At 33.4% G+C, this 24960-nt stretch carries 22 protein-coding genes; 7 read left to right on the top strand and 15 right to left on the bottom strand.

What is annotated here, in order from left to right:
• Positions 1-76: 76 nt before the first annotated feature.
• The gene (locus HPY57_04000; protein ID NPV10934.1) at positions 77-922 is read right to left on the bottom strand and encodes a hypothetical protein; all 846 of its coding nucleotides are present in this window, start codon (positions 920-922) and stop codon (positions 77-79) included.
• 127 nt (positions 923-1049) lie between these two features.
• Between HPY57_04000 and HPY57_03995 the strand changes: the two genes are divergently transcribed.
• Positions 1050-1631 (top strand): DJ-1/PfpI family protein, encoded by a 582-nt coding sequence (locus HPY57_03995; protein ID NPV10933.1) that lies wholly within the window; start codon positions 1050-1052, stop codon positions 1629-1631.
• Positions 1632-1683: 52 nt separating this feature from the next.
• Here the strand turns inward: HPY57_03995 and HPY57_03990 are convergent, their stop codons facing one another.
• Together HPY57_03990 and HPY57_03985 are read right to left on the bottom strand one after the other, a co-directional pair.
• Entirely contained in the window at positions 1684-2058 is a 375-nt protein-coding gene (locus HPY57_03990) for a septal ring lytic transglycosylase RlpA family protein (protein NPV10932.1), read from the bottom strand.
• Positions 2059-2386: 328 nt separating this feature from the next.
• Positions 2387-3496, bottom strand: coding sequence for a HAMP domain-containing histidine kinase (locus HPY57_03985; GenBank protein NPV10931.1), 1110 nt, complete (start codon positions 3494-3496; stop codon positions 2387-2389).
• Between the two features lie 76 nt (positions 3497-3572).
• Between HPY57_03985 and HPY57_03980 the strand changes: the two genes are divergently transcribed.
• Both HPY57_03980 and HPY57_03975 read left to right on the top strand, forming a co-directional pair.
• The gene (locus HPY57_03980) at positions 3573-5759 is read left to right on the top strand and encodes a S9 family peptidase (GenBank protein ID NPV10930.1); all 2187 of its coding nucleotides are present in this window, start codon (positions 3573-3575) and stop codon (positions 5757-5759) included.
• A 165-nt stretch (positions 5760-5924) separates the two neighbouring features.
• Positions 5925-6671, top strand: coding sequence for a hypothetical protein (locus HPY57_03975; protein NPV10929.1), 747 nt, complete (start codon positions 5925-5927; stop codon positions 6669-6671).
• On the opposite strand, the gene HPY57_03970 is transcribed toward HPY57_03975, so the two are convergent.
• Positions 6672-8030 carry a YchF/TatD family DNA exonuclease gene (locus HPY57_03970; protein NPV10928.1) on the bottom strand — a complete coding sequence of 453 codons (1359 nt, stop codon included), beginning with the start codon at positions 8028-8030 and terminating at the stop codon, positions 6672-6674.
• Between the two features lie 130 nt (positions 8031-8160).
• On the opposite strand from HPY57_03970, the gene HPY57_03965 reads away from it, so the two are divergent.
• Complete coding sequence (locus HPY57_03965; GenBank protein NPV10927.1) at positions 8161-9531, top strand: tryptophanase; 1371 nt, start codon at positions 8161-8163, stop codon at positions 9529-9531.
• 49 nt (positions 9532-9580) lie between these two features.
• Here HPY57_03965 and HPY57_03960 read toward each other — a convergent pair whose 3' ends face one another.
• The 10 genes from HPY57_03960 to HPY57_03915 form a co-directional block, all read right to left on the bottom strand.
• Positions 9581-10624 (bottom strand): hypothetical protein, encoded by a 1044-nt coding sequence (locus tag HPY57_03960; GenBank protein NPV10926.1) that lies wholly within the window; start codon positions 10622-10624, stop codon positions 9581-9583.
• Positions 10621-12432 carry a cobalamin B12-binding domain-containing protein gene (locus HPY57_03955; GenBank protein NPV10925.1) on the bottom strand — a complete coding sequence of 604 codons (1812 nt, stop codon included), beginning with the start codon at positions 12430-12432 and terminating at the stop codon, positions 10621-10623. The genes HPY57_03960 and HPY57_03955 overlap by 4 nt, the downstream gene beginning before the upstream one ends.
• The gene (locus HPY57_03950) at positions 12429-12668 is read right to left on the bottom strand and encodes a hypothetical protein (protein ID NPV10924.1); all 240 of its coding nucleotides are present in this window, start codon (positions 12666-12668) and stop codon (positions 12429-12431) included. Before HPY57_03950 ends, HPY57_03955 begins: the two co-directional genes overlap by 4 nt.
• A 175-nt stretch (positions 12669-12843) precedes the next feature.
• The gene (locus tag HPY57_03945) at positions 12844-14310 is read right to left on the bottom strand and encodes a hypothetical protein (GenBank protein ID NPV10923.1); all 1467 of its coding nucleotides are present in this window, start codon (positions 14308-14310) and stop codon (positions 12844-12846) included.
• 29 nt (positions 14311-14339) lie between these two features.
• Positions 14340-14771 (bottom strand): hypothetical protein, encoded by a 432-nt coding sequence (locus HPY57_03940; protein ID NPV10922.1) that lies wholly within the window; start codon positions 14769-14771, stop codon positions 14340-14342.
• A 14-nt stretch (positions 14772-14785) separates the two neighbouring features.
• Complete coding sequence (locus tag HPY57_03935) at positions 14786-15709, bottom strand: diaminopimelate dehydrogenase (protein ID NPV10921.1); 924 nt, start codon at positions 15707-15709, stop codon at positions 14786-14788.
• 17 nt (positions 15710-15726) lie between these two features.
• Positions 15727-16422, bottom strand: coding sequence for a GntR family transcriptional regulator (locus tag HPY57_03930; GenBank protein NPV10920.1), 696 nt, complete (start codon positions 16420-16422; stop codon positions 15727-15729).
• Positions 16423-16635: 213 nt separating this feature from the next.
• A complete protein-coding gene (trxA, locus tag HPY57_03925) occupies positions 16636-17004 on the bottom strand; it encodes a thioredoxin (GenBank protein NPV10919.1) in 369 nt (122 codons plus the stop codon).
• Positions 17005-17067: 63 nt separating this feature from the next.
• Positions 17068-17277, bottom strand: coding sequence for a T9SS type A sorting domain-containing protein (locus HPY57_03920; GenBank protein ID NPV10918.1), 210 nt, complete (start codon positions 17275-17277; stop codon positions 17068-17070).
• Positions 17278-17313: 36 nt separating this feature from the next.
• Complete coding sequence (locus HPY57_03915; GenBank protein ID NPV10917.1) at positions 17314-18720, bottom strand: VCBS repeat-containing protein; 1407 nt, start codon at positions 18718-18720, stop codon at positions 17314-17316.
• 130 nt (positions 18721-18850) lie between these two features.
• On the opposite strand from HPY57_03915, the gene HPY57_03910 reads away from it, so the two are divergent.
• Entirely contained in the window at positions 18851-21082 is a 2232-nt protein-coding gene (locus HPY57_03910) for an adenylate/guanylate cyclase domain-containing protein (protein ID NPV10916.1), read from the top strand.
• A 188-nt stretch (positions 21083-21270) separates the two neighbouring features.
• Here the strand turns inward: HPY57_03910 and HPY57_03905 are convergent, their stop codons facing one another.
• Positions 21271-22164, bottom strand: coding sequence for an EamA family transporter (locus tag HPY57_03905; GenBank protein NPV10915.1), 894 nt, complete (start codon positions 22162-22164; stop codon positions 21271-21273).
• 208 nt (positions 22165-22372) lie between these two features.
• Here HPY57_03905 and HPY57_03900 point away from each other — a divergent pair, with 208 nt between their 5' ends.
• Together HPY57_03900 and HPY57_03895 are read left to right on the top strand one after the other, a co-directional pair.
• The gene (locus tag HPY57_03900) at positions 22373-23305 is read left to right on the top strand and encodes a hypothetical protein (protein ID NPV10914.1); all 933 of its coding nucleotides are present in this window, start codon (positions 22373-22375) and stop codon (positions 23303-23305) included.
• Positions 23289-24881 carry a T9SS type A sorting domain-containing protein gene (locus HPY57_03895; protein NPV10913.1) on the top strand — a complete coding sequence of 531 codons (1593 nt, stop codon included), beginning with the start codon at positions 23289-23291 and terminating at the stop codon, positions 24879-24881. The genes HPY57_03900 and HPY57_03895 overlap by 17 nt, the downstream gene beginning before the upstream one ends.
• Positions 24882-24960 lie beyond the last annotated feature (79 nt).

Here is a 24960-nt window from a genome sequence, read left to right as displayed (position 1 = left end):
TTATCATACAAATTTAATTAAATGAATATGATTAAGATTGTTGTAAATCGAAATTGAAATTGAGTTATCATTGATTTTATTTGAAATTTATCATCTTTAAAAATTGGGGCAGGTTATAAAGATGCTGCATATGATCTTTAGCTGTATTGCCGTAAAATCCAAAAACTCTGAAATTGCCATTAAAGGCATAATATTTTTGAATAAAATCATCAGCCCATTTTCTTTCAGCTGAAATTTTTTCTGTAAATGTAGAGTCAATTAAATATTGTGCAGTCTCTGTGGTGCTTGAATATCCTTCTGGAATAATCTCGGAATGGGTTATTATAAATTGCTTCGTAAACTTTACTGCATCTCTTGCAAATCTTAAGAAATCTTTCATTTGTTCTGGATTTACAATTTTCTCTCCATTATCATAAACATAATCTGTATGTAAACCATCGAGGAGAATAATGGCGGAAGTCATCTCATAGTAAGTTTTAGTTTTTAGAATTTCTCTGATGCCTCCATAACCTGCGCTAAATGATGTAAAGATCAGATTTAGTTTGAAAGAACTCACTTCTTTCTGTGTTTCCTTTTTAATTATACCAAGTGCTTCATCTAAAATTTTTCTTAAAAAGTTTGTATCCGAAAAGGCAATTCGATATGGACCGGATAACATTCCGAGATGCAATGAAATTAAAGGATAGGGTAGGTTGGTCCTTAAATATAATTCTTCGATAAATTTTGTTTTTCCGTGGAGGTGGATTATAAGTGTAATTTTGTCTTTATTTAATTCAGAAACAGCTGGAATAAAAAGTTCGCCATTTTGTAATTGATATGTCCGGTTTGTATTTATTTCCTGGCAAGATAGAATTTTTACATCTGAAAATGTCATAATGATAGTAATTAAAGCAATCAGCTTAAAAGGAATAAATTTTTTCATAAGTTTAACCAAAGATTTTACATTACGATATTAATGAGTTCGATCAACTTTTCATTATCTAAGATTAGTAGTTTAATTATTGACCTTCTGGTTCTCTAAATTTATTTTTGAAAAAAAGGGAGTCATTATGGCAGCTAAAAAAATTCTAATGTTAGTTGGAGACTTCGTTGAAGATTACGAAGTCATGGTACCTTTTCAAGCCCTGCAAATGGTCGGTCATACAGTTCATGCTGTGTGTCCCGGTAAGAAAGCAGGAGAAAAAGTAAGAACAGCTGTCCATGATTTTGAAGGTGACCAAACTTATAGTGAAAAGTTGGGACATAACTTTACCTTGAATGCAACTTTTGATAATATAAATCCAGCTGATTATGATGCTCTTGTAATTCCAGGTGGTAGAGCACCAGAATATATCAGATTAAATCCAAAGGTTATTGAAATCACAAAACATTTTGTTGAAAATAAGAAACCAATAGCAGCAATTTGTCATGGTGCCCAGCTTTTGGCTGCTGCCGGCGGAGTAAAGGGAAGAAAGGTTTCCTGCTATCCTGCAGTTGGACCCGAAGTTAATGCTGCTGGAGGAGAATATCAGGATATCCCAGTCGATAAAGCTTTTGTTGACGGAAATCTTGTTACTGCACCAGCCTGGCCCGCTCATCCTGAGTGGCTTGCTAAATTCCTTGAAGTTTTAGGGACGAAAATAACGCATTGATTTTGTTAAGGTGAGTTACAAAAAACTGCCCTTGAAAAGGGCAGTTTTTGTTTTAAAGATTGGAATTATTCTCAACAATTTCTAAAGAGTCAGTAATCTGAACTAATTCTACCTTTAGTTTTTTCACCCCAGGCTTAATAATGCCAAGAGCTTTTGCAGAACCATACGATAAATCTAATTCTCTGCCTTCGATGTATGGACCCCGATCGTTAATTCGGACAATTATTGATTTGTTATTTTCAGGATTGGTCAATCGTAGAAGAGTTCCGAATTTAAAAGTTTTATGTGCGGCAGTTAGTTCATATTGATTATAAATTTCACCGTTTGCAGTTTGCTTTCCGTGAAAATTGGGTCCATACCAGCTTGCCTTCATTAAACCAATCGGCTTGTATGTGATTACAGGCACCATCATGGAATATTGAGGCATATTATTCTGGTTATTTAAGTTCAAATTTATTTTTGATTTAAGCACTTCATTCGTCTCTGTATCATTCACCACATACGAAAATCCTAACAATGAAATCAAAACCAGTATCAAAATAATTCGATCAGCGAACTTCAAGTATCCTCCATTAATTTGTTATTGATATTGTCTTGCTTATGTCCCTCAATGCTATACAAAGTTAGGTAAGGCTGAGCTAATATCCAATAGATTAGTTGCGGTTATTAACTATTGAGGATTTCAAATTATAATTCACTAATTCAATTCGAATAGGATTTTAATTGGTGTGAAATAAATTTGATTGGCAAGTCGATTAAATCAAATCAGGTATTTCGATTGTAAATTCGGTTCCATAATCTTTCTCTGAAATGAAAGAGGCTTTTCCTTTTAGAAATTTTTCAGTTAGTAATTTTATGCTGTAGGTTCCCAATCCTCTGCCTTTACCTTTTGTGCTGAAAGATCGTTTGAAAACCTGTAATTTAACCTCTTCCGGCATAACAGCCTGGTTATAGACCTTTACAACATTTAGATTATTAGTTTTGTGAGCAGTTATTCGAATAATAGAGCCAGTTTGAGAGGCTTCAAGAGCATTTTTAAGCAAGTTGATTACAATTCTTCTAAGTAGTGTTTTATCAGAAATTATATGAAAGTCCTCAGGGATATTGATTTGTATGTTAATATCTTTAAAGGATAGTTGTGATGAATAAAGCGTTATGATTTCATTTATTAGTTCATTTATTGAAAATTTAGATGTTTCGATATCCAATTCACCGGCTTCGGCAAGTGTAATCAATCTTTGAGAATTAATTTCATCAGCTAGAATTTTGGCAAAGGAATATGAGGTCTTAATTAAATTCTCTTGATCTCCTTCAGATGGCATATAAAGTTCTAATAGTCCAATTATTCCATTTGCAGTGTTTAAGATGTCATGATAAAAAATTCTTTCAAGTATCTGTCTTCTTTTTTCATGAGAAATATCAATTAGTGTAAAAATTGAGTACTTCTCTCCATCGATAATTTTGGGATAAGTCCAGACTCGGAAGTCATAGGCTTCATCCTCTATTGTTGTAATTCTGCATTCTTGAATGTCATCACGGCCAGCTAAACTTGTTGCGATGGCTTTAGCCGCTCCGCAGGTTCGACAAAAGATTGTGGTTCCACAGCCTTCTTCAATGGTTGAATTTTCGCATCGAAAAACTTCGCCAGGTCGGGCTCCGAGAAGTTGGTTATTTCGAATATCTGGAAAACTTTCAATCAAGGCTTCATTGTAAAAAACGATTTGTCTTAAAGAATTTAATACAAGAATAGGGTAAGGAATTTTTTCTATGATTTCTTTGAAGATTTCAGGTTTTTCAATTTTTGATTTTTGCTCTAAAACTTTCTCAATAGGAAAGGTTTCAGCTGGTAAATAATAAGTTGCCATTTTTCATCTCAAATTTTTTCACTCAAACTTAAAAAAATCTTAATTTAGATTAAATGAATAAATTAATGAGGTTGAAATGAAAAAATTTATCACTCTGTTCATTTTAATTTTTTCCATAACAGTTTTAGCTCAAACAAATTCTAAAAAATTTACACTTGAGGAAATCTGGGGTAGCTCAAAATTTTCAGCTCAATCATTAAGAATGGTTAAATGGATAAATGGCGGGGAAAAATTCACATATCTTGAGCCAGATTTTCAAAAACGAACTACCAATATTATTGTCTATGATATCAAAACAAAATCAAAGTCAGTTTTACTTTCTTCAGACGAATTAAAAGCTGATGGTTCAGATTCAAAGTTTACGATAATGAATTATGAATTTTCTCCTGATGAAAATTATATCCTATTTACCGGACTTCTTCCTGCGAGATCAATTAAATCGGGTGGAAATATCTTCCTTTATAACTTAAAAACAAAAGGATTTTTTCAAGTTGAAACAAAAAATTCAGTAATAAATGTGAAATTTTCTCCTGACAGCAAAAAACTTGGTTATGTGAAAGATGATAATCTTTTTATCTATGATATTGAGACTCGAACGGAGAAACAATTAACATTCGATGGGAATGGAGTAATTATCAATGGCCACTTTGACTGGGTTTATGAAGAAGAATTTTCAATTATTGATGGATGGCGATTTTCAAACGATGGGAAACAAATTGCGTTCTGGCAGCTTGATCAGTCACCGGTTCCTGAAATTGAAATTCAACAATTTGACTCGCTTTATTTTAATTCAATAAAAATGAGATATCCAAAAGCAGGGGCGCACAACTCAATTGTAAAAATTGGAGTTGTTGATTTAAGCTCAGGTGAAATTAAATGGATGAATATTGGTGATGAAAAAGATATTTACATTCCAAGAATTTATTGGACTACACGAGAAAATGAACTGGCTATAATTCGTTTGAATAGACTTCAAAATAAACTTGAACTTTTGCTTGCTGATACACGTACAGGAAATTCAAAAGTGATTTACACAGATACCGATTCTTGCTGGGTTGATGTCGAATTTATGGATCTTTATTTCTTCAATAACAAAAAGAATTTTTTGATCTCATCGGAACGAAACGGATTTAAGCATTTTTATTTATATGATTATTCGGGGAAATTGATCAGGCAAATCACTTCAGGTCAATGGGAAGCTGATAGATTAGTCGAAGTGGATGAAAAAAATAATCTTCTTTATTTCACATCAGGACTTGGAAATCCATTAATCAGAAATCTTTATAGAGTTAGTCTCGATGGTAAAGGGCTAACAAGATTGACTCCATTTGAGGGGACAAGTTTCATTAATTCATCACCAAATTTTAAATATTTCATTGTCACTAATTCATCGGTTAAATCTGTCTCAAAAACTTTTTTAATGGATAATAAAGGCAAAATTTTAGATACTTTAATAAATAACTTAAACCTTGAGAAAGTTCTGACTGAATATAATTTTTCAACTCCCGAATTTATTACCTTCACTACCAGTGATGGTGTAGTTTTAAATGCGATGATGATCAAACCAGCCGATTTTGATCCTGAGAAAAAATATCCAGTTCTGTTTTATAATTATTCAGGACCTGGCAGTCAAATAGTGCGAGATATTTGGGGCGGGACACAATATCTCTGGCATCAGATGCTCGCACAAGAGGGATATATTATTTTTATGATTGACAATCGTGGAACTGGCGGACGTGGTAAAGCTTTCAAAAATATTGTTTATAAAAATTTAGGTCATTGGGAAGTTAATGATCTTGTTGAAGCAGCTAAATATTTAATGTCATTGCCTTATGTTGATCCTGAAAGAATCGGTATATGGGGCTGGAGTTATGGCGGATACATTTCAGCATTGACTATTCTTGAAGGAAATGAATATTTCAAATGTGCAGTTTCGGTAGCTCCAGTAACTCACTGGAAATTTTATGATACAATCTACACTGAAAGATATATGTCGACTCCAGAATTAAATCCTGAAGGTTATGAAAAAAGTGCTGTGACAAACAAAGCTGATAAACTGAAAGGAAAATTACTTTTAATACACGGTACGGCTGATGACAATGTTCATTTTCAGAATACTGTTGTATTAGTAGATGAATTGATAAAGGCAAACAAGCAATTCAATGTGATGTTTTATCCTGGTAAAGATCATGGAATAGCCGGCGGTAAAACAAGATTGCAGCTATTTACATTAATTACAAATTTCATTAAAGAAAATTTATAATCTTTATTAAAACTTCATTGCTAATAATTGATGTTCACAGTCAGGTTTGAAAGAATCAAACCTGACTTTTTTATTTTTTTGAAAAGGTGCTTAAAAAAATTTTATTAAAAACAAAAAACACTGAATTGAATTTTGAACAAAAATAAAAGTCTATGGGAGGTTGTAATGTGTTATTTTAGTCATCTAAGTCTGATTGCTTTATCTGTACTTTTTATTTTTGGAAGTGGTTGCAAAAGAGCTTATTATAATTTAATGAAACTCGATTCGGCAACACCTTTAGTTTACGAAGTTGAAATAGATACTTCAAAAATTAAAACCTTCGGCGGAATTGATTATGGCTATATTCGGGGTCAGTTTGAAGGTGAAAAGGTTGATATTTTCAGAGTTTATTACACTTCAACATCAACAAAGAAACATTCAATTTTTAATTTGCATTTATCAGCTTACGCTGGTAGATATTTAGTTTCTGGATTAGGGCCATATTCTGGCGGTAATTTTACTGCAATTAATTACGATGGATTTAAATGGGCTTTTGGTGCAACTGCAAGCTTTAAGTCGGGAATTAATTTCAACTTTAGTGATTTCAGGCTTGGAATTGGTTTAGAGCCGATGTTTATCCTTGAATTTGGTGACTATTATTCATTTCGAATTGATGCAGCTGAACAAGGTGTAATAAGTAATGAAGATGGGTTTGCTAATTTGTTAGTTAATGTGTTCCCTTATCTTTCTTATTATTTTGATAAGAATAAATTAATTGCATTTCAGGTAAGTTTGGGTTTACCCGGAGGAATTTCACCAGTTTTATCATATCAATCGGGTTCTAATATTTTCTGGATAGGTTATATTCCAACGACAATCAGGTTTAATGTAGGTTATATGAAAGATTTCAACTCAATCAAATCGCAGTTTTAATCAGAAGTATTCTCTTGCTCTAAATTTTACTCCTAATTCTTCCTCAGCAAATTTGCGAGCTTTTTCTTTATCTACTTCTCTTAAATCAACAATCGTTACAACTACTTCAGGTATATATTTTTTAGCTTCTTTAGTAAAATTAACCATTTCATAAAAGAGAGATTTATCAACCTGCATAAGTCTTGCATATTGATCTGGATCTGCAGTGTTCAAGCTAATTGAAACTGAGTCAATTAAACCTTGAAGTTCTGGTAAGATGTTTCGTTTGTTAATGTAATTTCCGTGGCCATCGGTGTTGAGTCTTGTTCTTCCGCCATTTTCTTTTACATATTTTGCGACTTCTTTGATAATGTCCATACGGATAGTCGGCTCACCAAATCCGCAAAAGACTATCTCTGAATAATTTTTAGGATCACCAATTTCTTTTATATAAACTTCCGCTGGTGGCTCCATACTTTTCGGCATTTTGAGATTGTATCCAACAACGGATGCATAACCTTTTCGATCGCAAAAAACGCAATCTGCATTACAACGATTGGTCACATTGATGTAGAGAGCTCGACCAATTTGATAGGTAAACGAAACCTCTGGAATTTGTCCAATCTTAAAAAGTTTATAAACGCTGAAATTGGTAGAGCGAATTATGTCATCAACTGTTAGTCCTTGAACTTCAGCGATTTTTTCAACAGTATATTTCAAATAAGCAGGCCTGTTCTTTTTTCCTCGAAATGGAACTGGGGACATAAAAGGTGAATCAGTTTCAAGCAAAAGATTTTCAGGTTCAATCCGACTCAAAATTTTTCTTAGCTCTTCGTTCTTAGGATAAGTTATATTTCCTGTAAAAGATAAAAATGATCTCAGTTCAACAATTCTATAAGCCATTTCGTAATCACCATTGAAACAATGAAATTGACCGTAAAGTGTTCCATCAGCTTCTTCTTCAAATATTTTCATTAGATCTTCGCTTGAATCTCTATTGTGTATGATAACTGGAAGTTTATATTTTTTTGCGAGTTTCAATTGCTCTCTGAAAGCGAATTGCTGTTTATCTTTTGGAGAAAAATCGTAATAATAATCAAGTCCTATTTCACCGATTGCTACAACTTTTGGATGGCTTAATAGTTTTTCTAATTCAATCAGAGTATTTTCATCAAAGTTTGAAGTATCATGAGGATGGACACCAATTGCAGCATAAACCTTCGGATATGCATCGGCAATTTCGAGTGTTTTCTTTGCGGTCTCAAGATTTGTAGAAGGACAAATGAAATATTTTATTCCAGCTTCTTTAGCTTCCCTGATAACATTGTCCAGGTCATTGTAAAGTTCATCAAAAAATAAATGGCAGTGAGTATCTATCATTTTTCTTTCCAAAATTTCTTGCAAGTTAAAAAAATTGTTGATGTTTATCAGTGGTTAATTTCTTCCATTTATTCTGAATAATGGTTTGTATTTTCTTGCAACTTCAAATAACAAAAAATAACTTTGAACTATGAAAACTATCATTGAACCTTTCAAAATCAAATCTGTTGAAACTATCCGCTTTACAACGCGAGAACAGAGGGAAAAAATTCTTAAAGAAGCTTTTTACAATCCTTTTAACATTCATTCAAGAGATGTGATTATTGATTTATTGACCGACAGCGGTACTTCTGCAATGAGTTCAGAGCAGTGGGCTGGAATTATGAGAGGCGATGAAGCATATGCCGGTTCACAAAGCTTTTTTAGATTCGAAAGAGTTGTAAAAAAGATCACCGGCTTTAAGCACATTATTCCAACTCATCAAGGAAGAGCAGCTGAAAAAATTTTATTTAGTGTTTTAGGTGGAGAAGGAAAATATTTTCCAAGCAATACACATTTCGATACAACCAGAGCGAACATCGAATTTGTTGGTTCGGAAGCAGTTGATTTATTAAACGAAATTGGACTTCATCCAGAAATTCGAGCTGATTTCAAAGGTAATATGGACATTGAACAGCTTGAGAAATTTATTAATCAAGTTGGGCCAGAGAACATACCTTTGGTAATGTTAACTGTTACAAATAATTCTGGCGGAGGACAACCTGTTTCAATGGAAAATATTCGTCAGACAAGGAAAGTTTGTGACAAGTATGGCTTAAAACTTTTCTTAGATGCCTGTCGATTTGCTGAAAATGCATATTTTATCAAAAAGAGAGAAAAAGGTTACGAGAATAAATCAGTCTTAGAGATTGCTCAAGAAATGTTTTCTTATGCCGATGGATGCACAATGAGCGCAAAAAAAGATGGACTCGTTAATATTGGCGGTTTCCTTGCAATGAATGATGATGAACTTGCAATGAAATGTAGAAATGTTTTGATAGTAACTGAAGGTTTTCCAACATACGGCGGACTTGCTGGAAGAGATCTTGAGGCAATCGCTCAAGGTCTGGAAGAAGTTTTAGAAGAAGACTATTTGAAATATCGAATTCGTTCAGTTGAATATCTCGGTGAGAAATTAGTTCAATCCGGAGTTCCAATTCTTGAACCACCGGGCGGTCACGCTATTTATCTCGATGCAAAAAGATTTGCTCCTCATATTCCACCTGAACAATATCCTGGTCAATCAATTGTTTGTGAACTTTATCTCGAAGGCGGAATTCGTGCTGTAGAAATTGGAAGTGTGATGTTTGGTAAATATGATAAAGATGGAAAACTCATTCCTGCAAAACTTGAACTTGTCCGACTTGCTATCCCAAGAAGAGTGTACACTCAAAGCCATATTGATTATGTAATTGAAGTTATTCAAGAAGTATATGCAAAAAGAGACAAATTAAGAGGAATGAAAATTATTGAGGAAGCTCCAGTTTTAAGGCATTTCACTGCAAAATTTGATTATGTATGATTTGAATTGATTAATTCATGATAAAGTTTAACTCGCTTTGATCCTTAAATCAAATCAATTCAAAAATTTTATTTGCGTTAGCTTCAAGAATATTGAACACAGGAGTTCTGAGGTTGGTTGACATTTTTTCAAATAATTCATCTTTATTTATGTAGGCTGGTTTAAATGAAAAATTCTCAGATTTTGGATAAAATGGATTTATTGTAATTGCTGCAAGTTCTGGTTTGTAAATGTAAGCTATATCAATTTTGTTTATTTCACATCTTTCGATTAATTCAGAAATTTTAAAAAGATCATCGGTCAATAAGATCTGTAGAGGAGAATAAAAAATTAATTGGATTGGTCTATTCAAGCTTAATTTAATCGTATCAATTAATTCAATAAGAATTTTTGTGGAAGTTAAGCCGGGGATAAAAATTTTGTCGGCAGAGTGGTCTAAAAATTTTTTGATTTCCAAAAAATCACTCTTATCAACAAGTGAGTTAAGATTTAATTTTATCAATCCGTTCAAAGTTGAAATCTGAACAAATTCACCTTGAAAAAAGTCAAAGGAATATTTTGGATAATTAAAAAGCCTTTCGATAATTATCATTTCTTTTACAAGCTGATCTATGTTTTGACTTCTCGAAGCACCTGTTGTAAAGATTAATCTATCGACAATCGACATAGGTGTAATTCGATTGAGAGAGCCATCAACGATTAACAATTCTGTGTCAGTTTTTCTTTCAATTAAAGATTTAATTTCCGTTAAGCCTTTTGTCGTGTTAGGTCCAGCTATCACAACTTTTCCAGCTTCGATTAAACGAACAATTAGAATTTCCCCGAGAGCAGTGCGGAAAGGAGTTTTCTCAATTAACTCAAAGTCTAATTTCGATGATTGAATACATTTTTCTGAAGTGATAATTACTGAATTTTCTTTGAAGAAAATTCTTGGTTTTGGAAGGTTGGTTATATTATCAAATTCTTCGCCATCGTAACCAATTCCAGTTACGGCAACTTTTAATTTTTGTGATTGAAATCCATTCAAAATGTAAGAAAGGGTAGTGGTTTTTCCAGTATTCTTTGCGGTACCGACTATTCCGAGAGTTTTCATTTTTCTTTAACTGTGCCTCTGCCAAAAATTCCTGGATAAGCCCCATCTTCTTTATTCCCGAGCACTCCATCATAAATAGCTTGAGGAAGATTTTCTTTTTGAGAAACTTCTTTCAAAATATTTGTAATTTTTTTAATCAAATCCTCGGTAAATTCTTGAGCCTGCGGAGTGGGTTGAAAGCCACTATTACCAATGAACTTGAATGCATCTGAGACGGCATTAATTGTATCAATTCGTGAAGTTATTGCAATCGGTCCTCTTGAATATGCTTCATCTGTTGACGCAACTGTTATTGCATCAACTTTTAATGATGCAGCAAGTGCCGCATGGTAAGAAGTTGAGTTTGCTGATTGAACTCTTTCTTCTGATTGAGTCATAAAAGCAATTGGTTCACCGGGCCAAATTGGTGCATTCACTATTTGTCTGAGTGCAAAAATTTTTGCTGCGTTGTAATCAATAAAATTTTGTTTCATTAAATCATTGATGACAATATGAGGACCATAACAGAAAAGTGGTTTTAAGATTGGCTTTGCATTTAATTTAATTCCAATCATCAAATTGATTAGAAGTCCTGCGAGAGTTTTATAAGCGGGGACACCACTTAACTCATCATTACCTGGAATATCAAATGGAAGATTGTATTTTGCTGCAAGTTTTATTGCTTCAACACCATCGACGGCAAGTCGTAAAGGATCAGTTCCAGCACCGAGCGAACCATACACAAGATTTATTTTAACAAGATCAGCATTTGCTTCGCCGGCAATTAAAACAGTCTCGGGTGTATTTAATCCACGATGTGCTCTGATTGAAAGCAATGTGCTTTTATCAAGATTATCTCGAATTAATTTTACATTATCAAACGAAGTGATTGTGCCGTCATTTTCGTGTGTCAGATAACCTTCAAGCAATCCTTCATACCTTGCTTCCCACGATGGATTGATTATTAGAAATCCATTAATTCCATAACGCTCGCAAATTTTTCCGTGAATTAAATCCATTATAGGACATCCACTTCCTAGAAACTTAAATACAATTGGCTGTTCTTCATTATGTTGAATTGTTTTAGGATACAGAGGAAGATGGTGGCTCAGATAATTTTTCAAATATTCTAATTCTTCTGAAGTAACTTCCCGAACATTTTTTATAAAATGCTTGTCTTTTACACTTCTGATAATTTCAGTATCGCAGTATGATAAGTATTTTTCTTTCAGAGAGATTTTCTTTGCTTCATCTTCCGTCTGGAATATTTCTTCGCGTATTTTTGCACGCTCAATACCAGCAGAAGTTTTATTGGAAATAAATTTCAGAAATTTATCAGTAATAATTTCTAAGAGTTCTTCTATTTCTTTGTTCAAAAATTTGTAATCATATTTTGATGTAATATCTTTTTTATTTCGATTAAGACCAGTGATTTTAGCAGAGACCTCTTTACCTTCGATGTAAGAAATTAAATCTTCGATTGTGGAGTGTTCACCGAAACCTTTATCAAAACCGAGCTCAGCGGCCAATTCAGGAGTAATTGGTTTACCGCCAATAACAATCTTAGATTTTTCTCTTACTCCTGCGGCATCAAGCATATCAATAAAGCGAGCCAACATTTCAGCAACACCATAACCAATTGTTCTACTCACCAGAATGAAATCATAATTTCCCTGAGCAGCAATTTTCACGATCGATTCGAGTGGTAAATCGGGCGGGAGAAGTTCCGTTAAATAACCTCTCTTGTCAAGTTCATTTTTAATAATTTTAATTCCAACATCGTGAACAGGATCGAGAGGTACACATAAAATTCGTTTTTTCATTTTCACAGTTCAGAATTTTTATTGGTCAGATATTTATAATGATTTCCAGGTTTGTAAATGTATTTTCGAAGACGAACTCTGATACCGTAACCATCAAACTCCTGATACATTATATCAATTTCACCAAGATTTAATTCTTTGCCGAGTTGAAGGGCAAGATTTTTTCCTTCATTCTCGTCGCTGCAAACAAGATATGTTTCAATGTCAATAGCATCTAAAATATGATCAAGAGCTGAATTCATAATTTTACCTTTATATTATTTTCAAATACAGGTTGATTAAATTAAGCAACCTAAAGATTGACCATCATTCTGAAAAATTTTGTGAACTTTATGCGTCTGATAAAAAATTTCAAATTATAAAGGGCTGCCGTAGCTAAGTAAGTACGGCAGCTTAGAGAAAATATCGAATATCCTTTTACTCAAATATTCCAGCATGCTCGCAGACTATTTCGATTAACATTACCAATCCACGAACAACCATTCGAGCTCTTTCTTCGATAATTTGACCATTGTTATCTGTAGTTCCTAATCCTGGAGAAATGAAGATATTCGCATCATATCCAATTGTTGGAATAATTCCCATCTGAGTTAATCCATCCTGGAATAAGTTTGAACCAGAATACATATCTTCAATTGTAAAAATTGGGATACCGAGTTTTCCACTTTCCCAGCTTTCCTCATAATTGACTTCAATTGCTCCGGAATTATAACTCTTATAAATCTCGAAGTAATTGCGAATTCGTTCGTCAATTCTGGAAAACTCATCAACAACTATTTCATATAAATCGTCAATTGGCTTTTTGATGATTTCAGGTTTTTCTTTAAGAGCTCTAAGAGCAGCGAGTTGACCACATAATCCTTCTTTACCTGGATCCATTGTTACATAAGCAGCTTTTCCATAAGATGCCGTTGTACCATATCGATTGCCGTGATAACCGAGAGCTCTACGAATAGGCACCATTACTTCTTCTTTTCCAATTATCAATCCTGATGTTGCAGAACCTGTTGCTTTGTCCATACTGTAAATCATCACATCAGCATCGATTAGTTTAATATTATTACCAATTATTGGAATTCCCCAGGCATTATCAATTACATAAGGTACATTGTATTTTTTGGCGATTTGAGCGATTCCTTTTTGAAGCTTTGGTATTCCATTTTCATCTTTATCGCCATAACCGTAGCCGGGTGTGTCGTAACCAAGAGATGCGAATCCCGAAAGTAAAGTTTGATGTCTTTCAGCTACTTCTTCAATTTTTTTCAACGAAGCTTCAACATCAACATTTTTTAATAGCGGGACAGGATGATAATTAATTCCATGCACAGGGTATTTTGCACCTTCAAGTGGGACAAAAACTGTATCAAGGTTGTTTTGTCTTTTACCGTAAAATCCAAGTTCACCAGCTGTACAGCCTCTGTCAGCTAAGATGTCTTTATATTTTGGTGGAAATGGTCTTCCATATCCAGCCTGATGATGAATATGTCGTTCGAGTGGAGCGATGTATCTTGTTCTGTAATTATCACCGCGGCCTTGCATTGGTGGAGTAAACAAAGTATCAAATGTAATCCAGAGGCCTCCTTCGCAAGTATTAACTGGTGCTGCGTCAAATTCATCTCCGTAAACTTCTTTGATAATCGCTCGAATTTCTTCAACGTAAACTGAGAGAGGAACTACTTTCTTTGATTCTTGTGCAAGAAAATGTTCAATGTCATCTCTCAAAGGTGAGGGACAACCTGAAATTGCGCCGGTTAAACCGAAGGCTCCTTTTAATTCACTGGGAATATTTAGTTTTTCAGCTGCCTTTTTTGCGTCAGCATAAATTTGAGGGATTCTTTGCTGAAGTCTTTTATACATTTCAAATTTAAATCTAGGCTTTGCCATTGTTCTTTGTCCTTTCATTTATTTCTTTTTTAAAATCCTGGAAGTGTAATTTGATCGTTTAGTTTTATTCCAAATTCTTTCCCTGAAATTCTTTCTTTCATCTTCACAATTACATTTTGATGGTTAGGCATATGAGTATCATCAAATCCTGCTATCACTCCAATTTCTTTATCATTCCATAAAATTCTGTCACCGACAAGTAAAACTCCTCCATTTAAAAGTTCAACAAAACCTATGTATGCAATTTTATTAACGATTGAGCCTTGCTGAATATTTTCTTCGTCTGTTCCTATTAATTCTATGATTGAATTTTGTGGGAAAGCACGAGACATTTGAGGTATCACATTCAATGCACGATTTTCCAATTTACCATCAAGTACGACTACAAATTTTCCTTTTATCTCCGTTTTGCTGAAATAAAAATCTTTTTGAATTAAATTTCTTGAGTAAGGGTCGGACATAATTTCACCTTTAATTAAACTAAAGTTTGTATAAAATCTTCGAGTTCGCCATAAAGGAAATCGATAACAGGAACTTCAATCATAGTATAACATCCCGGTCTTTGTTTCATTGCTGCTCTTGCAGCCGAAACCATTATCTGTCCCGTCAGTGCTGGGTTATTAATTCTCATTTCGAATTTGAAGATTTGATTGTGAGTTGCACCAGAGACACCCTTCCTTTCCATCACGACACCGTGACCCATATCAATTAGTTTTTGAACATCATCAACTTGAAAAACATAGGTTCTGTCTTTGATAAAATAAGGATCAGTTTTAATTGCTTTTTCAACTTCATCAAAGTTAGCGTCGGGTTCAAGTTCTACATAGACCATTCTGCGATGAATTCCCATTCCAGCAGGTACTGTAATTGAAAGCGCATTTTTTACACCTGGAATTTCCTTTACTGCGCAAGTGTGTCCCATTGACATACCGGGACCGAAATTGGTGTGAGTGATCCCTCTTGGCGCCATTGTCAAAAATAAACCGCGAATTACCGAATCAATTCCAGGATCCCAGCCAGCTGAAATAATTGAAACTTTGTTGTTTTCTTTTGCTATTGGATCAAGATATTTTCTTAGTTGAGGAATTTCAGAATGTATATCAAAACTATCAACTGTGTTGATTCCAAACCTTAAATATTGTGATACAATTTCCTTTACTTTTCTCGATGGAGCACAAATTAAAGCAACATCAACTTCATCAAGATCGCGGACATCACTAACAATTTTGGTTTTCCCGAATTGACAACATTTTTGTGGAGTCAGTGTCGATCTTATTTTCTCAATATTCTGAATTTCGACAATTCCTGCGAGCTCCATATCAGGTTCATTTGTAATTGCATCTAAAGCCATGCATCCAACATTACCAAACCCCACAAGAGCAACTTTAATTTTGCTCATACCTCACCTCTATGGTTTTATGGATTTTTGTTTTTAATAAACTTGATTAATGCTTCTTTTGCGTTTTCATTATGCCTTTTGACCAGTTCTTCAACCAGATTTTGATTTCGTTTTTTTATAGCCATAATTATTTTTTCATGCTCTTGAACGGAATGTTCAAGATGGGAAATAAGAGAAAGGAATAAATAGTTATAGCGGAAAGTTTGATGTCGCAGGTTATGGATTAATTTTATAAGTTTTGAATTGCCGCAGCTTTCGTTAATTATTTTGTGAAATTTTGAGTTAAGCTGTAAAAACTTTTGATAATCTTTTTCTTTTGTTTTTGAGATTTTCTTCATCTGATTGTTTAATTCTACGAGTTCGTCAATTTGTTCTTCAGTTAAAAATGAGGTTGCAAGTTTAGCGGCAAGTCCCTCAAGAACGCTTTTAATTTCATAAGTTTCTTTAGCATCATTAAAAGAAGTTTCAGTTACAACAGCTCCTTTTCGTGGAATCACTTGAACGAAACCTTCGGATTCGAGCTGAAGAAATGCTTCTCTAACTGGTGTACGACTGATCCCAAGTTGATTGGCAAGGTCTAATTCCATCAATCGTTCGCCAGGTTTCAATTTACCAGTAAGTATTGATTCTCTTATTGAAGAGGCGATCTTATCTCTAAGTGGTTTTAAGTCTTCGAGATTTAATGAAATGTTTACTTGTGAATTTTCATTCATAAATTATACTGTATATTGTATACAATATTCAATCCAAAATTATCAAATTATAATGATATTTTCAAAACGTCTAACAGTCTGTTTAATTAATGCTGTTTGCAGCTACTAAAAAAATGGTAGATAAAGTGAGGAATTTTAAAATGCAAAACGGAATCTTCGTCGAATTACATCAACGAAGATTCCGTTCTAAATTCTCAAAGATTTGAATTTAACTTAGTTCAGAGAGTTATTCTTTAAAAGAATATCTTCAATTATTTCTTTGAATGCTTCCTTGGGAAGTGCACCAACTGCCATTTGTGGCCTATCATTCATTGGGATGAATAATAGTGAAGGAATGCTTCGAATACCAAAAACGGCAGCAAGTTCTTGCTCTTCTTCTGTATCCACTTTGTAAATTACGATTTTGTCTTTATACTCTTCAGCAAGTTCTTCTAAAATTGGTGCAACAATTTTACAGGGTTGACACCAATCAGCATAAAAATCAATTATCGCTGGCAATTCACCCTGATATTCCCATTCCTGTTTATTTTCATAATCAAAGACTTTTTGCAAAAAAGTTTCTTTAGTTAAATGTTCTAACATATTTTCCTTTCCTTGTTTTATTGAGTTTGATGCAAACTATTGAATTTAGTTTCAAAATCATAATTACTTAATAACGATAAGTTTCCTGGTTTGTGAAAAATTATTGACATTCATTTTGTAGAAATAAACGCCGCTTGATAAATCCGAAGCATTGAGCTGGATTAAATATTTCCCAGCTTTTCTGAAATCATTTACAATATCTTTAATTTTTTGTCCCATTAAATCGTAAAGAGCAATATTCACAAATCCATCTTGGGCAATTTGAAATTCAATATTTGTTAAGGGGTTAAAAGGATTTGGATAGTTTTGCTACAGAGCATAATTCTTCAATTCAAAATCATCATCTGCACTTGTTACTGTTTGATTTTCAATTATAAATGCATATCCATCGTCTTGCCAAACTGAGAAATCCGATGAGTAGTTAACAAAGGCATATTCATTCTTGCCGTCACCATCCAAGTCACCGCCAGGATAACCATAAAATAGACGTGGAGTGATAGTCGGGCTACCAGTTGGAGAAATGCCAGAATACTCATAAATATCAAATGCAACTTTTACATCCCAGCTTGAGCTGTCAGTTGGATCACCTGTTCCTTTATATTCAACATCAAAGATTTGACCATTTCTTTCACCTGCTATCATTAAACTAAGTTTTCCATCTCCATCCATATCAGCTATATACATTGCTCTTAATCGTCCGAGAGTACCTGCTTTAGGTGGAATTTGCATTAAAATTTTTACATTTGAAGAATCAATTTGAGAAACATCATTTATATTTGATATAACAAATATTGTGTTGTCTCCTTCAGTACCAGCTATATACATTTCTTTTACTCCATCGTTATTAACATCAGCGACACGGACACCGTCGAGTGCACCATAATCTATAGTAAATAATTGTTTCAAACTGTCTACCACCTGAAATTGATTTGGTCCAGTACATTCAATTATATAAAGAGTAAAACGATTCCATATAAACGCATAAATTTCTTTTTTACCGTCACTATCAAGATCACCAGTTGTTACACTATAAAGTGAACCACCGGTAAGTCCCTGCAAGTTGTATTCAATTATCCAGGAAGAAAAACCAGCAACTTCACCCTCAAGTGAACAAACAAAAACTTCTCTTTCCCTTCCTCCCTGTCGAACCCCAACAATTAGCTCTTGTTTACCGTCGTTATCAATATCTTCAGCGACAAGTGAATAAGGTCTAAAATCGATATTATCTGGTAAGTTAAAATTCCATTCCAAATGAGGAAGTGGTCCAGCACCAGAAGTGTAAATTCCATACTTGTTTTCTCCAACAGTACCATTCCATTCAAACCCCCATAATCTAGGCGGATTTGGAATTGTTCCTACTACTGAAGGTAGAGTAACAATTATTTCCTGTTTTCCATTGCCATCAAGATCGGTAATAGCAATGCCTGCAAATGAATTCGATTGTACTGGAAATTTCCAAGTCCAGACTGTATCAAATGTATTATCCCCATTTGCTTCATACATTATAATGTAGTTTTCATCCATATCTGTCCAGGCGATTAGAAATTCTTTCTTGCCGTCGTTATCAGTGTCAAAACCAGCTTTAACAATTGCGACTTCCGAAGCAGCCTGCGGAGCCATAAAAGGAAGTTGACTTAACTTCCATGTTAAATGATACTCGTTTTGCGAATATATTATAGAACTTATAAGAAAGAGAAAGTAAAAGATTTTTTTCATAGGTCCCTCACTAATTTGTTTAAGATTTATTTATAAATAAATAAAATATATAGAAAATGTCAATGAGCTATGAACAACTCGAAACAATCATATTAATTTTTTAACTTAATCCACAAAGAGTTAATTAATTATGCTGAATAAGATTCAGAAATATTTTGGTCAAGATAAATATCATCTAGTTTCTTCAATAATTTTTGCTCTATTGATTTTTATTTTTTCTTCGTCAGAAATAATTAATTTCAAACCTTTTACATCACTCGAAAACAAGATTATTGATTTAAATTTTAATCGGAGGGGAATTATCAATAATCCCGATTCCCTTGATGTGATAATCATTGGAATTTCCAACGAGACACTAAATGAACTTCCACCACCATTTAATGTTTGGCCTCTTCCAAGAAATTTATTTGCTAAAGCGATTGAAAATTTAAATAAAGCTGGTGCGAAAGTTATTGGGATTGATTTGCTTTTCAACGAATTTGATAAATATTCAAAAAAGAATGACAGCGCTCTGGTAAGTGTAATTAAGAAATATAAAAATGTTATCCTTGCTGGAAAAATTGAACAATTCGATTGGCGATATGAAGCAGAAGAATCTCCAAGACAAAATTTTGGTAATGTTTATTTAAAAAGTGATTCTTCTATCGGGATTGTCAATGTTTTGCCAGATGATGATGGAGTCTTAAGACGATATTTTCCTTATTACTTTGACGCAAGAACGAAAACTAAAATACCAACATTCTCTCTGGCAGTTATTAATCGTTACTATAATCTAGATATGTTTTTTACTCCCCAAAAGATTGAAAAATCTTTTGATTATGGTTTCTTCAAAATCCCTGAATTTACATCAAACTCATTTTTAATAAATTTTTATGGACCTTCGGGCACATTCAAGACGATCAATTTTATCGATATAATTGATGATTCAAAATTCCAAACTTTGACAGAACTTGAGACAGGAGTAGACATTAATACTTTTAATGACTCATTAACTGGATTATTGTATTCAGATATTTTTAGAAATAAAGTTGTTTTAATTGGTTCTATTGAACCAGAGGATAAAGATCTATTTCCCGTGAGTATTGCACCGAAAGAAAGTAAATCCATTTCTGGAAATTTGATGTTTGGAGTTGAAGTTCACGCTAATGTTGTTCAAATGATACTTGATAAAAATTTTCTACATCGCGGTTCATTAACGGTGAGATTTGCCATAATTTTTGTTTTAATTTTTCTTTGTATGAATTTATTCGAATTTATACGTTCGATTAAATTTAAGACCAGTCTAATTGGTGAGTTAATAAACTTTTTGATTTTAATTTTATTTATCGTCGGTATCTATGAAATTTATTATTATCTATTTTTAAAACTCCATTTAATCAGGATGTTTATTCCACCTGCTCTGGCGGTAGTAAGTGCATACACAGTTAGTTCAGTTTCAAACTATCTAAAAGAGAGAAAACAAAAATTAATCATAAAAGCTATGTTCAGTCAGTACTTGAATCCTAAACTTGTCGATGAACTTGTTGTGCACCCTGAGAAATTAAAACTCGGTGGAATAAGAAAAGAAATGTCAGTTCTCTTTTCTGATCTGGCAAACTTTACAACAATTTCAGAGAAAATAGATCCAGAAACTTTAGTTGAGCTTCTAAATCATTACTTTGATGAGATGACTGAAATAATTTTTGAAACCAATGGAACTCTGGATAAGTTTGAAGGTGATGCAATAATGGCTTTCTGGAATGCACCCCTTGATGATCCAGAACATCATTTCAATTCTGCACTGTGTGCGCTTAAGATGAAAAAGAAAGTAAACGAACTAAAGCTTGATTGGAAAGCTATCATTGGTCAGGAATTTAGTATTCGAATTGGAATAAATTCAGGTGAAATGATTGTCGGTAATATGGGAGGTAAGAAAAAATTTGATTATACCGTGATGGGTGATAACGTAAATCTTGCATCAAGGCTTGAAGGAATCAATAAAATTTATGGAACCGATATAGTTATAAGTGAAAGCATTTATAATAAAATCAAAGATAGAGTAATTGCTCGTGAACTTGATTTAATACTTGTAAAAGGTAAAACTATTCCTGTCAGGATCTTTGAACTTATTGATTTAAAAGAAGGATTAATCTTTTCGAATGATGACCAAAAAGAAATATTGAAACTTATAGAATACTTCGAAACTGGATTGAATTTATATCGTGAAAAAATGTTTAGTAGGGCAATTGAAGAATTTGAAAAAGTTCTTCTCGTAAATCCCGATGATTATCCCACTCGAGTTTTTATTGACAGATGTTTTGAATTTTTAAATTCCCCGCCACCTGACGATTGGAATGGGGTTTTTGAATCCAAAATAAAATGATTATGATGTTGCTTTTGCTTGATCAAAGTGCATTGCAAAAATTGTATTGAAAGAACATTGTCTTTAAATTCAGCGTTTGGGCAGTATAAAAATTTTAGAAAGGTTTAAGGTTTTCTGAAATCCTTTGAAAAATATAATTGAATTGTTAATTCAAAACATCTGATAGAAGAAATCACAAACTTGTAATTTTACTTAGAAAGAGAAGATACTTTTAAGATTCCGCCAATTAAAAGTATTACACCCACCCATTGAACTAAATCAAGCATATTGCCATGAACAAAATATTCAAGTAAGACCGCCGTTAATGGGAATGAAAGTTCGCAAATTGCGCTTACCGATGCGGGTACAGATTTTAATCCATAATAATAAAGAAAAATAGCTGGTCCACCAGTTGTAAATGCAATAATTAGAAATACAATCCATTGCATCTGACTAACTTTCAAAATGCTTTGATAATCGCCGGTTGATAAAACGATAATTATCATCACTACTGAAGAAATTAAAAATCTAAGATAGGTTCCCATTTCAAAACCAACATTCTTTAAGGCTCTTTTGCTGAAAACCGTCGAAGATCCAAAACTGATTGCAGCAATGAGTGAGAACAAAACGGCAATTGGTGTTTTATCACCAGAACTAAGAGCAGGTAAATGAAAGCCAAATGTCATCAAATAAGCACCGATTAATGCGATTCCCGCCCAGAGGTAAAATTCAGTTTGAAGTTTTTCTTTCAAAAGAATTGCTGCAAGAGAGATTGCAAATACAGGTTGAAGTTTTTGAATCAAGACTACAACAGAAAGATTTGCATAATTTACAAAGAATAGAGCTTTTGTAATTGCCATTGTCCCAAGTGCACCACCAAAAAGTGCAACTGCAAAAAATGAGAGCCAATCTCGCAATTTCAAATTTTTAAGAAATTGAATTTTTTTAATAAAGAATGGAGTGAGAAGCAATGCGACAATTGAACTTTCAATTAAAACTACAAGTGGAACTGGAAGAGTATAGAGCGATGGACGAAGAACAATTCCATCGAGTCCCCAGAGTGCAGCTGCAACGATTATAGCAATTGGTGCAAGTCTATACATTTTTTTCTTAGTTTTTTATTTCGAAGTTAAATTTTTATTGTATCATTTGAAATTGACAGAATTAACCAAAAAGTTTAATAGTAATTTAAATGCACCTATGTTTTAATAAGTGAAAGATTTTTGATATGCGACAAACTTTTTCAGCAATTTTTAAATTCAAATCATTTAATTTTGTAAATGAAATAAACAAAAATGAAAGGAACCCGCTGTGAGGAGACCAATTTTAATTATACTTTTAATTTATTCGGTTGGAATAGCTCAAATATTCACTGAAAAAATTGAGAAACTCCCGCTGCCAACGAATCAGGAATGGTCGAATCCTGTTTTTTCACCAGATGGAAAAAAGATTTATTTCACCAATTCAACTTTTAATGGAATTTGGGAATACACTTTATCTTCAAATAAATTAAGACAAATTACAGATGCGCCTGGTTCTGGTTACGGTTTTATAATATCGGATGATGGGAGTCAACTTGTTTATAGAAAAACTACTTACGATGAAAAAACAAGAGAAAGAACTCAAGAACTTTATCAAATAAATCTCAAAACCTTATCTGAGAAAAAAATTGCTTCAGGTTCGGATATTTCTAATCCAACTTTTGTGAAATCGAGTGTTGTGTATACTTCTGGCTTTGAAACAGTAATTTCAGAAAAAGCAAAGTTATCAGGTGAGACAAAAATAATAGGTATCGAAAACACAAAAATTGTCATTCTTCATAACGGAGAAAGAAAAGTCTTAGATCCATTTGGAAATGGCAGTTACATATGGCCCTCACTTTCGCCCGATAAAACAAAACTGGTTGCTTATGAAGCTGATCGTGGTGCATTTGTTTGTGATCTTGATGGAAATATCATTGCAAGGCTCGGAAGAATTGATGCACCAGTCTGGACAAGGGATGGCAAGTACATTATTTATATGGATGATCGAGACGATGGACATTTCATTCTATCATCAGAGATTATGGCAATTACACCAGATGGAAAAGAAAAATTTCAGTTAACTTCAACACCAAATGTAATTGAAATGTATCCCCATACTTCACCAACAGAAAACAAAATTGTTTGTTCATCTATTGGTGGTGAAATCTTTATTATTAACTATAACTATGGTGAGAGAAAAATAGATGAAAGTCAAGAATAATTTTTTAATCGCATTACTCTTTTTCCCTTTAGTTTTATTTTCTCAACAGAGGACCGATTTTTCAGGATTAAAATTTTGCATTGATCCAGGCCATGGTGGACATAATCCAGCAAATGATCGTCATGTTGTCCCTGATCCTGGAATAGATTTCTGGGAATCGGAAAGTAATTTTCAAAAGGCTCTTCTTCTTGATACTCTTCTTAAGCAAAAAAATGCTTGGGTGATTCTGACAAGATACACCAATGATTATCCAGACGACAGTCAGGAACCAAGCCTTTCAGCTCGCGCTGCAATTGCAAATGCTAACAATGTTCATTTCTTTCACTCAATTCACAGCAATGCAACGGGTGGAACAAATAGCGGGACTAACTACACACTAATTCTTTTTAGAGGTTACGATAATCAACCTGTATTTCCCGACGCAAAAACTATGAGTTCATACATTGCACCACAGATAAAAAATCATTTAAGAACTTCTACTTATTATGTTCGAGGTGATTGGTCATTTTATCCTGATTGGGGAACTGCTGGGCTTGGTGTGTTGAGGCCGCTTCAAATGCCTGGCCAACTTTCTGAGGGCTCGTTTCATGATTATTTCCCAGAGACAAGAAGATTGATGAATCAGGCTTATCGTAAAATGGAAGCGTTTGCAATAATGAAAGCTTTTATGCAATTCTATAATGTAGTCTCCGATACTTTTGCAATCATAGCTGGAATTCAAACGGATGCAGATTCATTAAAACCAAAAAATGGAACAATAGTTAGACTACTTCCAGCGAATCGGGTTTATTATGGTGATTATTATAATAATGGATTTTACATGTTTGATTTTGTCCCGCCAACATCACACACTATAAAATTTGAAACACCTAATTATGTTCCTGATTCAACGAACCTGAATGTTTCTGTAAATGGTCTTCATTTTGTTGATAAAAATTTAATTGTAAACGTTCCACCAGTAATTACAGCAACTCAACCAGTTAATAATGATACAACTTTTAGGGTTACAAATTACATTGGTATACGGTTTTCAAGATCAATGGATACTGCTTCGGTGAGAAAAGCATTTTCAATTACACCGGCAACCTCTTACTCATTCGCATGGCTTTCGAGTGGAACTCTTCTTTTTGTTTTTCCATCACAGCCACTTTTTTATGATACATGGTACACGGTCAAAATAGATTCTTCAGCAAAATCAGTCGGCGGAATACAGTTAGACGGTAATGGAGATGGAATTCCTGGAGACCCATTTATCTTAAGATTTAAAACTCAATCACAACCAACTTCAGTTGAAGACTATTCGATTGTGCCTGAAAAATTTGAATTATATCAGAATTATCCAAACCCATTTAATCCAGAAACAATAATTCGATTTGATCTACCTGAAAATCAATTTGTCAACTTGAAAATTTATGATCTGCATGGCAGAGAAGTTACAACATTAATCAATGATTATCTTAAAATTGGGTCCTACCAGATAAAATTTGAGGCGAGTAATTTACCATCGGGAATTTATTTCTATCAAATGGTCACCCCAAAATTTTCAAGTACCAAGAAAATGATTTTACTTAAGTGATCTGGATAAAGGTCTGACTTGTGATAAAATCTAATCATCAAAATTTTAAAGTTTTTATCAGTAAGAACTAAAATAATTG

The sequence above is a fragment of the Ignavibacteria bacterium genome, assembly GCA_013177855.1.
Taxonomy (GTDB): domain Bacteria; phylum Bacteroidota; class Ignavibacteria; order Ch128b; family Ch128b; genus Ch128b.
The sequence above is the reverse complement of the archived record's forward strand: the minus strand, read 5'-3'. Positions and strand labels throughout refer to the sequence as shown.